Origin of the sequence: Dendronalium phyllosphericum CENA369 (assembly GCF_016056275.1) — a bacterium.
Classification (GTDB): domain Bacteria; phylum Cyanobacteriota; class Cyanobacteriia; order Cyanobacteriales; family Nostocaceae; genus Dendronalium; species Dendronalium phyllosphericum.
Map to the genome: position 1 here is coordinate 1 of NZ_JAECZA010000110.1, position 11,778 is coordinate 11,778.

General features: G+C 39.2%; 9 protein-coding genes. 8 read left to right on the plus strand and 1 reads right to left on the minus strand.

Annotated features, from left to right (window positions below; all coding sequences use genetic code 11):
• Window positions 1-274: 274 nt before the first annotated feature.
• The 8 genes from I8752_RS19615 (at window position 275) to I8752_RS19650 (ending at window position 8,912) form a co-directional block, all read left to right on the plus strand.
• Entirely contained in the window at window positions 275-556 is a 282-nt protein-coding gene (locus tag I8752_RS19615; protein ID WP_214433976.1) for a hypothetical protein, read from the plus strand.
• A 679-nt stretch (window positions 557-1,235) separates the two neighbouring features.
• A complete protein-coding gene (locus I8752_RS19620; protein ID WP_214433977.1) occupies window positions 1,236-1,496 on the plus strand; it encodes a CTB family bacteriocin in 261 nt (86 codons plus the stop codon).
• Window positions 1,497-1,543: 47 nt separating this feature from the next.
• Window positions 1,544-1,804: a CTB family bacteriocin gene (locus I8752_RS19625; RefSeq protein ID WP_214433978.1), complete on the plus strand. Its 261-nt coding sequence runs from the start codon at window positions 1,544-1,546 to the stop codon at window positions 1,802-1,804.
• A 151-nt stretch (window positions 1,805-1,955) separates the two neighbouring features.
• Window positions 1,956-3,404 (plus strand): HlyD family efflux transporter periplasmic adaptor subunit, encoded by a 1,449-nt coding sequence (locus tag I8752_RS19630; protein ID WP_214433979.1) that lies wholly within the window; start codon window positions 1,956-1,958, stop codon window positions 3,402-3,404.
• A gap of 105 nt (window positions 3,405-3,509) precedes the next feature.
• Window positions 3,510-5,678 (plus strand): peptidase domain-containing ABC transporter, encoded by a 2,169-nt coding sequence (locus I8752_RS19635; RefSeq protein ID WP_214433980.1) that lies wholly within the window; start codon window positions 3,510-3,512, stop codon window positions 5,676-5,678.
• Window positions 5,679-5,731: 53 nt separating this feature from the next.
• Complete coding sequence (locus I8752_RS19640; RefSeq protein WP_214433981.1) at window positions 5,732-6,031, plus strand: hypothetical protein; 300 nt, start codon at window positions 5,732-5,734, stop codon at window positions 6,029-6,031.
• A gap of 62 nt (window positions 6,032-6,093) precedes the next feature.
• Complete coding sequence (locus I8752_RS19645) at window positions 6,094-7,068, plus strand: hypothetical protein (protein ID WP_214433982.1); 975 nt, start codon at window positions 6,094-6,096, stop codon at window positions 7,066-7,068.
• 26 nt (window positions 7,069-7,094) lie between these two features.
• On the plus strand, window positions 7,095-8,912 hold the full coding sequence (locus I8752_RS19650) for a WD40 repeat domain-containing protein (protein WP_214433983.1): 1,818 nt from the start codon (window positions 7,095-7,097) through the stop codon (window positions 8,910-8,912).
• Window positions 8,913-9,196: 284 nt separating this feature from the next.
• Here the strand turns inward: I8752_RS19650 and I8752_RS19655 are convergent, their stop codons facing one another.
• Complete coding sequence (locus I8752_RS19655) at window positions 9,197-11,554, minus strand: glycoside hydrolase family 31 protein (RefSeq protein ID WP_214433984.1); 2,358 nt, start codon at window positions 11,552-11,554, stop codon at window positions 9,197-9,199.
• Window positions 11,555-11,778: the final 224 nt, after the last annotated feature.

Here is an 11,778-nt window from a genome sequence, read left to right on the forward strand (position 1 = left end):
TTAAAGAAGGCAGAGGGGCAGGGGAGCAGGGGGGCAGGAGGAACAAGATAAAAATTCTCCCTATCTTCTTGGCTCCTTATTCTCTTATACTCTTGCTTTCTGGCTGCTGACGCTGTTACAAAAATAGTAATGAAAGCGAGACTACTTTAAAAGATTTGTAAGATAGCCAGAAATTTTCAGTAATTGCTCTGAAGGCAGGTGAAGAAATAACTAAGAGCGGTATTCCGGATCTGCATGATTGTTGCTGTAACTTCTTAGTGGCTGGGGCTTGAGAATGAAAACAGTTAAGCTACCGTATATTTTTTGGCTCTTGATAGCAAAATGTATCCACTATTGTTTAACTTATTTAAATGGTGTAGTTTTAATTTGCGATCCGGTGGGGATAACATTTAAAACTATATCAAGAACAAGGCTACAAGATGCGATCGCAACTCAACAAGGCTATACATGGACACAAAAACTGTGGGATAAAGTAAAAGAACTTTACGAGCGAACCACAAGGAAATTTAGGCAACAAGCAATATTTTACGGCAGCTATTTTTTAATTCAATCTTGAAAATACCCTTAGAAAAATCGACAATCGTAAATATCGCCAGATTTTATATTTTTTAATGGGCAGAGTATAACTTTTAAAGCTATTAATATTTTTTAAAAATCAACGTCAGAATTTTCTGGCGTTGATTTTTATTTGAAGCTTATACAAAGTTGATAAATTATGACGACAGATAGAAAGCTTAAAAATTTATTTAGTAACCTTTCACAATCAATTCACTTGCTACAACTTTGGTCAATCAAGCAATATAGTGGCTCTAAAATATAAAATTCAAAGTCTAAAATGCATTAAAATTCATTATTTAGGGACAAAAATGTTTTATTTTTTGCAAAAAAATCTATTTATAATCCACCTAAATAAACCTTTTTAAAATTACAATATCCATCTAAACAAACTATTTCTTTTTTTAGCTTATAAAGATAGCAATAGCGTCAAAATCTTCTTAATAAAACTGTAACTTTTATGTCCTTTCAACCTCTTTTTTGTTATAGACAAATACCATGTTTACTATTTAGACTGTATTCATGAATCAAGTAAAGGTTGCTTGATACAAAAACAGTCAGTCAGACAAGTTTTTCTTTAATACATCAATTCATTATGTATAAAGCCGAAAAAGAATAATCTTGACTAACTGCCAGAACCTAACAATCAATAAAAACTACACTTAATTGAGGTAAAAATCATGTCTAATTCCATCCAAGTAACTGATTTATTAGTAGACTTATCTACCGAACAAGAAGAAGCGATCGCAGGCGGTTTGAGCATCGGCAATATTGATGGTATTGACTTAGCTAATAAAGTTAATACTGGTTTTTCTGAACAAAAACTAGCAACTGTTTCTGATGTACAGTCTGGCCCTGGTGGTAGTCGAGTTACACGAGCTACCGCAGCTTCTAATACTAACACCTTCGCTAACGAGTTATTCAAAATCGATCTCAAGTAACTCACAAAGTTAATTTAGTTCACACACATTAAATTGAGGTAAAAATCATGTCTGATTCAATCATGCAATCCGAATTACTAGTAGACTTATCTACCGAACAAGAAGAAGCGATCGCAGGTGGTTTGAGCATCGGCAATATTGATGGTATTGACTTAGCTAATAAAGTTAATACTGGTTTTTCCGAACAAAAACTAGCAACTGTTTCTGACGTACAGTCTGGCCCTGGTGGCAGTCGAGTTACACGAGCTACCGCAGCTTCTAATACTAACACCTTCGCTAACGATTTGTTTAAAATTGCTCTCAGTTAACTGAGAAGGTTAATTCAGTTGAATTAATTACATTTTTCCGAGTCGATAGTAAGGGTAAAGGATGAACATAGAATTAGATTTTGTATTCTTGCATCCTTTGCCCTTTATCTTTTTTATCTTTAACAGTTTTAAATTTACACTACTAATTACTATGCTAGAAACTCCAACTCCCGAACACTTGCCAGCGCTTCAAGGAAATGAGTTTCTCCCTCAGATTAGTCCTTGGGTAATGATTGGGGGAGCATTTTTAATTACTATTTTTGGTGGGGCAGTTGCTTTATCTACTGTTCTTAAATACAATATTGCTGTCAAAGTTCCAGCAACAATTCGTCCAGCAGGAGATTTGCGGTTAGTCCAAGCGGCGGTGGAAGGAACAGTCACAAAAATTTCGGTGAGTGATAACCAACAAGTAAAACAAGGGGATGAAATTGCCCGCGTTGATGACTCTCGTTTGCAAACTCAAAAAAGTCAACTGCAAAGTACTATTCAACAAAGTGAGTTACAAATTCGGCAAATCGACGCACAAATCAGAAATCTAGAATCACAAGTAGCCGCACAAACTAGCTTAATTAACCGTAACGTCTCCGCTGCTGAAGCTGAGTTAGCAGGTACACAACGCAACTATCAAGACCTACAGGTTAAGGCACAAGCAGATAAAAATCAAGCGGAAGCTGATTTATTACTAGCAAAGACTCAAGTCGAAAGATTACAGAAAGAAAAAATATTAGCTGTCACTGTCAAAGAAGCAGAAGCAGGCTTGCAACTAGCCAAAACCCAACGGGATAGACTGCAAGCCATTGTCAAATCTGGGGCAATTCCCCGTAATCTTTTAGAAGAAAAAGAACAAGATGTCAAAGCTGCCCAGGCAAAGCTAGAACAGGCGAAAATTTCGGCAAAAAATCTTCTAGAAGAGAAACAACAAGCCCTAAAAGTTGCCCAACTCAACTTAGAACGGGCAAATACTGCTATTAACCCCAGCAATGCATCTGTGACTGTGGCGGTAGAACGCATTAGTCAAGAAACAGCCAAAGGAAAAGCCGATCTCGCCGCTTTGGATAAAGAAAGACAAACATTGCTGCAACAAAAATTAGAACAGCAAAAACAACGCGATCGCACTCAACAAGAACTGCAACAATTAAATAGCGATCTCGACAACACTATTATTCGTGCCTCCACCACGGGAACTCTCCTGCAACTCACCCTGCGTAACCCGCAACAAGTCGTGCATTCGGGAGAAGCGGTTGCTTACATTGCCCCCCAAAACGCCCCCCTCGTTGTCAAAACCCAAGTCTCTGCTAGCGATATCGACAAAGTTAAACCAGGACAAGCTGTACAGATGCAAGTTTCGGCTTGTCCTTACCCTGACTTCGGAACTCTTAAAGGCACTGTCAAAACTGTCTCGCCAGATACCGTACCTGATTCCGGAAATCAGACTTCTGGTTATGTAGTAATCATCGAACCCGAAAAGATGTACGTCGGCGACAGCAAACACCAATGCCAACTACTACCGGGCATGGAAGGCAAAGCCGATATTATCTCCAGTCAAGAAACAGTCTTGACATTTATCCTCCGCAAAATGCGTTTGATATCGAATATTTAATTTTTTGATATCTCTGCGTTTGATGTAGTTTTTCATCTCGCGCAGAATAGCCCAGATGTGGAGATCGGGGAATTTTAATCTTGCTAATTTTTCGATGAATGCCCTATGCTTTCTTCACCTATCCGCCGCAATGGTTATCAATGTGTTCTCCAATTGAGTGAGGAAGACTGCGGTGCTGCTTGTCTAGCATCTATCTGCAAGTATCACGGACGCTTGATTAGTATTAGCCGCAGTCGGGAGGCTGTGGGAACGGGGCAGTTAGGAACTACACTACTAGGTTTAAAACGAGGATTTGAAAATTTAGGCTTTAAAACCCGTTCTGTTAAAGCTTCTCCAGACATCTTAGACCGTCTGAAAGAACTTCCTTTACCAGGTGTTATCCACTGGAAAGGTTATCATTGGGTAGTTTTATATGGTAAACGCGGTAATAAATACGTAGTAGCTGACCCTGCTTTAGGTATCCGTTATCTCAAACGTGCGGAGTTAGTAGCATCATGGAATGGCATCATGTTGCTATTGGAACCGGACGTTGAATCTTTATCTCAGCAAAGCGAAACAGATACATCTACTGGCTTTGGACGCTTTCTAAGACGTATTTTACCTTATCGGGGTTTAATTTTTGGGGTTTTAGCAATCAATATTGTTTTGGGTCTCCTGTCTCTTGCTAGTCCATTTCTATTACAAATTCTTACAGATGATGTTTTAGTTAGACAAGATACGCAATTACTTACGGTGGTTATTATCGCCGTAGTGATAATGACCTTATTCAATGGCGCATTACAATTATTACAATCTACTTTAGTTGCTCATTTTAGCCAAAGATTACAGTTAGGGTTTGTCTTAGATTTTGGGCGTAAAATCTTAAACTTACCTTTGAGTTATTACGAAACTCGGCGCAGTGGTGAAATTGTTAGTCGTCTCCGAGATATTAATGACATAAATCAGTTAGTCTCTCAAATTGTCGCCCTATTACCTAGCCAATTTTTTGTGGCGTTTATTTCCTTCTGTTTCATGGTTTTTTACAGTTGGAAGCTCACTTTGGCTGTGACTTTGATTGGGGTATTGATGACTTGTTCGACACTGCCTTTCATGCCGATTTTACAACAAGCAACTCGAAAGTTATTAGTCTTATCTTCAGAAAATCAAGGGGTATTAGTAGAAACTTTCAAAGGTGCATTAGTCATCAAAGCCACTAACGCCGCACCGCAATTTTGGGAAGAATTTCAAACTCGATTTGGACGTTTAGCAAATATTACCTTCAATACCGTTCAAATTAGCATTGTCAATGGGATTTTTTCTCAAATGGTCAGTAGTATTGGGAGTATTTCCTTACTCGGTTTTGGTAGTTTATTGGTCATTAGTAAAGAATTAAGTATTGGACAACTTTTAGCTTTTAATAGTTTGCAAGGAAATGTTTTGGCATTGATGGGTTCTTTAATTGGCCTAGTCGATGAATATTTCCGCACTCAAACAGCCGTTACCCGTTTAGGGGAAGTAATAGACGCGACACCTGAAGTTACCACAACTACGCAAAAACCACATGCCCAGCTTCCGGGAAATGCAGACATTCACTGTAAAAGCCTCAACTTCCATCATGCTGGGAGGCTGGAATTGATGGAAGATTTTTCTTTAACTCTGCCGGGAGGATGCGCGATCGCCCTGATCGGTAAATCGGGTTGTGGCAAAAGCACCCTCGCCAAACTAATTGCTGGATTATACCAACCAAACTCTGGCAATATCCGTATAGATTGCTTTAATCTGCAAGACTTATCTTTAGAATCTCTGCGCCAACAAATTGTCTACGTTCCTCAAGATGCACATTTTTGGAGTCGCAGCATCATTGAAAATTTCCGTTTAGGCACACCTTATATATCTTTTGAACAAATTGTTAAAGCTTGTCAACTTGCTGATGCTGATGATTTTATCAGCCAATTGCCTAATAAATATCAAACAGTTTTAGGTGAATTTGGTGCAAATTTATCTGGGGGGCAAAGACAAAGATTAGCCATTGCCAGAGGAATCGTTACAGACCCTCCTATTTTAATTTTAGATGAATCTACGGCCGGATTAGATCCAGTCAGCGAAGCAAATGTTTTAGATAAATTACTAGCATATCGTAAAGGTAGAACTACCATTATGATTACCCATCGTCCAAGTGTTATTGAGCGTGCAGATTGGGTGACTTTATTAGATAAAGGTAAAGTATTAGTACAGGGAAATTTGCAAAAGTTACGTTCTTTCCCTGGGGAACATTTGAAATTTATATCTTACTAAACTTTTCATTACCGAAAGTTTTTACTGTAATTAGCCAGACTTGGAGAACAGTTATGGATAGACTCGATAAAACAAATAATTCCGATGAGTTAATAGACCTATCAGATCGACAACAAGAACAAATCAACGGAGGATTTGAAGGTTTTTTCTTCCAACAAACAGCTATAGATTCTTTTGCTGAAGACAACACTAATCTCTCTAGTAACAATGGTTCTGTAAATCTTTCATCTTCAAGCAGAACAGGTTATAGTTTGCGTCAAGTCACATTTGGATTTTTATCTTCTTCTCGGCGTATTATTCGTGGTAATCCTCTAAAGTTTTTTTCTCGGTTTTTCCGCAATTTTGGCTTTTAGGATTAGGGTTCTGACAATTTACGCGTTCATGAGTTACCTTTATTAATGCCGATCTACCTGATATGAATATCTCTGCACCAAAAAATCCCAAAACTTTTAGCCTATTAAGTATCGGTCAACGCGGTGTAGGCAAAACAGTTTTTTTAGCAGGAAGCTACGCTGAATTACACGCTGATACTCTCACCAATAACCCGCATAACTTCTTGTTTGAATGTCAAGATACTGATGTTCAGACGAACATGGAAAAAATTACTAACCATGTTGCCAATACAAATCTTTATCCACCGGCAACAATTAAAATTACCAGCTTTAATTTCAGCTTAAAGCGTAATACTCTTTGGGGAATGAAAACCCTCTGTAACTTCCGCTGGTGGGATATTCCGGGTGAGTCGTGTGATATCCGCAATCCAGATTTCCAGGAAATGATCTTAGCTTCTCACGGTTGTTGCGTCTTTATTAGCGCTCATGCATTATTACACGATACAAAATATAGTCAGACATTAGAAGATATCTTTCATCAAGTAGTTGCGATCGCTTCTCTTGCTTCTCAACATCGTCTCAAGTACGTCTTTGCTATTATTCTCACAAAATGCGACCTTTTGGAACAAGGTACAGTTACCAAATTAAAAATTGAGCAGAGTCTCCAACCTTTAGTTTCTCGCCTTGATACAGTCAAAGCAAACTATCAAAAGTTCTATTCAGCTATTCCTATTGTCTCAATGGAAGGTATTGCTGCACTCAGGGCCAGAGGTGCTGCTGAACCGTTACTTTGGTTACTAGCAGAATTAAATAAACATCATCAGTTTCTGACACAACAAAATCTTGCCAACGGATTGAATCAAAGCTTATTTATTGGTCAGATCATCTCACCACAAATGCGAAGATATATCTTAATCTTGTCTATAGCAAGTGTGAGTTTGTTGGGAATTATTTCTTCTATATTATTTGCATTTGGGTCTTTTACTTTTACCCCGGAACAACTACCTTTAAAAGAACAACCACAAAGTCAAATTCAACCAAATCAAGCTATACATTAACACATTATCTATTTCCCCTTGTCGCCATGTCTCAGCTTTTTGGACAGCTTATTTATACTAGCTTTGCTGGCGTGGGGTTTACAGTCCTCAAAAGTGCAGAGGTTCCCCCAGAAGTCCAGCAAGTTTTTCTGCAACAGATAGTTTACCAATACTGGGATGCTTACGCTCCACCTAGTGCAGGTTATCAAGCTGTATATTTACATCAAATTTCTTCTGACCAAACTTTATTTGGTTGGCTTTATAATGATGGCTTTGACGATTTTGGACGCGCTCATGTACCTTACTTTGTTTGTTACTATTTCGCTGGCAAATTACAGCCTTCATTATTAAAAAATATTTTTGATTGTTTGCAAAATGGTACTGTTTCGCAGATAGATAGAGAAGTTTTACCCGATTTTATAGAAAACATATTTATTACGGATTTCAATAAATATATACCTGTACGTCATGGAGTCGCCATTTCTTCAGAAGTGCGCGAACAAAGTAACTTTGCATTATTACAGAGAGATTTACTAAATTTATTTATCTCAAATCATGCTGAAATAAAATTTGTCAAAACTACACAGATACCGCAAGCCTTATCAAAAAATGAAGCTAAAGTAAGTAGCTTTCAGAGAAATATTGCTAAAACTCAAATACAAAGCGTACATACTCAACTACAGAAGATAAATACTCAAATACAGAGCGTACAGACTCAGATCCAGGGAGAAAATAAAAAGTATCAAGTAGAAGATTATCGTCAAATTATTCTAGCTAAAGCAGCACTAAGCGAGACTACAGGAAAAGGAATAGAAGCTATTTTCCCTTTTGATAATACCTTAATGTGGGGATTTGCAGTGGGTATTGCTTCACTGCTTGTACTCATATTTGGGAGTTTTTATATTTTTCGTTCCATGACTCTTCCTGTTATGCCTCCAGAGACTAAAATGCATGTTTCAACAGCACAAGATATTCCCAAAACAGAAAATATTAATCTCACTCAAACCCTCACCGGACATACTGACGCTGTTTGGTCTGTTGCTGTTAGTCAAGATGGTAAAACTGTGGTGAGTGGAGATGCAGATAAGAAAATTAAAGTTTGGAATTTAGAAACTAAAACTGTAGATGATTTAATTGGTCATACTGCTACTATCAGGTCTTTGGTACTGACTGATAACGATAAAACTGTTGTTAGTGGTAGTGATGATGGAAATATCAAAATTTGGAATTTACAAAAAAAACAATTAGTTAAAACTTTATTTGAGTGTTCTACACCTATTTTTTCTGTTGCTGTTAGTCCAGATGAAAAAACTATTGTTAGTAGCGATGAAAATGGTGAATTAAGATTTTGGAACTTACAGACTGGGAAATTATTGCGTACTATTAAAGGGCATAGAGGCAGAATTTTTACTGTAGCTATCAATCCTGACGGTCAAGTATTTGCAACTGGTGGCATAGATAACAAAATTAAAATTTGGAATTTAAATACTGGTGCGTTAATTCGCACAATTAATTCTCATACCAATGCAGTGCGTTCCCTTGCTTTTAGTCCAGATGGTCAATATTTAGCTAGTGGTAGTTGGGACAAAACTATCAAAGTATGGGATTGGCAAACAGGAGAAATTTTCCAAAATTTTGAAGGACATGCTGGCAGAGTTGTATCTGTAAACTTTACTAAAGATGGAAAATATCTAGTTAGTGGGGGTCTCGATCCGAATGTGCGAGTATGGGATGTATACAATGGTAAATTACTTTATACTCTTCCCAGTCATTCTGATTGGATATTAGGAGTTACAACAAATTCCAACAAAATAGTCAGTGTTAGTAAAGATAAAACTGTAAAAGTTTGGCATTTTTCAAATTGAAGTAAGTAGAAGGCAGAAGGCAGAAGGTAAATGCCAGCTTATGACAGGGTTTCACTGGTTGGCATTTTACATTTAATTATGTCTACCTACTTATCACAATTATCTTTAATTTCTGAAAACAGAAAACTCGATATACCCGATTTATTAAAGAAATTGGGTATTTTTTTGATAAAAATTGAGTTGAACGATACATGAATTGTTTGTAAGGGCGAACGTAATAGCGCCCCTACCTGTGTAATTGATTTACCTAAAAAACGCTACTCAGCACCTTGTACAGATGCGATTCATCGCGTCTCAGTACCCCTGAATGTAAATCTCAATTGCCGTGCTGTACTATCATCAATAAAGCGCTGTTCGCCAACACCAACCACTTCAACGATCGCTTCCCGCGTTGCTGGTGAAAAATCACCTTCTCGTGTGCCAATCTCCACAATAATTTGTTGTTCTTGTAAATAAACGCGATAATGGGTTGTGCAATAAGCTCCTGTTTTATACTCAAAGCTATTACCATCATCTTCATAAAAAGTGAACTCACCCTCACCAGCCCAGACGCGAATTGTCAGCAGGTCGAGAGGACGTTCGTCTACATATTGCATGACTGGTGACATGGGAATAATCGAGCCAGCACGGGTATATAATGGCATACGCTCAAGAGGTGCATGTGTCAGGATGTGAGTCGGCCCTGTGAAGACTTCACCAGTCCACCAATCGTACCAGCGACCTTCAGGTAAATAGACTGCACGGTATTCCATACCCGGACGGTAAATTGGTGCTGCTAATAATGAAGGGCCAAGCATCACTTGATCGGAAAGGGTGAAGGTATGGCGATCGCTAGGAAAATGATAAAGTAGGGGGCGTAAAATCGGCGCGCCTGTATTTGTCGCTTCCCAAAACAAAGTATAAATGTAAGGCAGCAATCGGTAACGCAGTTGCATGTATTCGCGGCAAATTTTTTCGACGCGATCGCCAAATACCCATGGCTCATGTCTTTCTGTAGTCATTGCCGAGTGTCCCCGCATCATTGGGTAAAGCATTCCTACTTGCATCCAACGAGCAAATAGTTCTGCTGTGGCATTACCCGCAAACCCACCAATATCAGCACCCACAAAAGCCACACCTGATAAACCTAGATTACACAGCATCGGTAAAGATATTTCTAGGTGTTCCCACATAGATTGATTATCTCCCGTCCATACTGCTGACCAGCGCTGAATACCTGCATAACCAGACCGTGTTAAAACAAATGAGCGTTCTACTGGACGCAATTTTTCTAAGGCTTGCGAACAGGCTTGAGCCATTTTCAGCCCATACAAATTGTGAGTTTCAGCGTGAGTACCTGTCTCGTCTGTCGGCCCCTGTGGTGCATCGAGAGGAAAACTAATTTTATTCCCAGGATCGCCAAAGGGACGGTCATTTAATGCGGGTTCGTTCATATCGTTCCAAATGCCGGCCACACCAAGACTAGTGAGGCTTTTGTGCGAATTTCCCCACCATTCCCTTACCTCTTTCCGCAGAAAATCAGGAAATACTGCTTTGTCAGGCCAAACATAGCCGTGAAATAGCTCTCCATCAGTTTTTCTGACAAAATAATCGTTATTAAGTCCTTCCTCGAAGACTGAGTAATCTGCTTCTGGTTCATACTTCACCCCAGGATCGACAATTGTCACTACCTTAAAACCATCTTGTTTAAGGTCATCTATTAATTCTTGTGGTTCGGTGAAACGCTTAGGATTCCAGGTAAACACCCGATACCCATTCATATAATCAATATCGAGATGGATAACATCACAAGGAATTTGACGCTGGCGAAATTCTTCAGCTAGTTGGCGAACGATATCTTGTGATTCATAACTCCAGCGACACTGATGATAGCCAAGCGACCATTTTGGCGGTAACGACATCCGTCCGGTTAGCTGAGTATAAGTAGCAATAATTTTTGCAGGTTCGGGGCCGTAAATAATGTAGTAATCTAATTCGCTACCTTGTGTCTCCATCCGCCAAACACCGGGTTCTCGAACACCAATATCAAACTGACTGCGAAAAGTGGTGTTGAAGAAAATGCCATACCCTACTCCTGGACGCAACGCCATGAAAAAAGGAATCGCTTGATACATATTATCAGTGAGAACACCGTAATCAAGGGCATCGAATGTCCAATTAGTTCTAACTGTCGCGATTTGGTCGAGTAAGCAAGCGCGTTCGCCAAAGCCATAAAAATGTTCGTCAGCTGCAATGCGTTTCCATCCTGCGATCGCACCAGTTCGCCAACCTACAGCTGATGCATCCTTAGCAAAAGACTGTCCTGCGAAATCAAAGCACTCAAGCCGACAAGGATTGCGGTGGACTACCAAGCGTAACTGCTGGGTTGTAATTTCCACTACATCTGCTTGTTCTTTGACTTCAAAATCTACAGCAGACCATTCTTCATCTTCTATTGTTACCGCCCAGGATTTACGCGGTAAAAATTCACCAGTTGATGTCACCCTAACCCGAATCAAGTTTGATGTCAGTACGCTAATCTTCAAACAGGATTCACCACACCTAAAAAGAACATAACGCTGATTTTTTTCTACTGCTTGTACTATCCCCAAATTTGTCCAAGGCGCTTCAGTGGTTTGCAGTTGACCGAAGTATTGTGGCATATTGCTGATTTTCTAAGCGTAACGACCGTCATTCAAAGTTTTTTAACAAACCCAAGCCAGTAGCTACTACTTCCTCTGGTGGGATATCAAGACATTCCAAGTTGTAGGAACAGGTAAAAGCGTAGCATGGACTACACGTAGTATGGCGATTACTACTAAATCAGCGTGAGTTCGACAAACCCTTTTTTGACCAAGCCCCGTTGGGGCGGGGTGTGGGGCTGTCT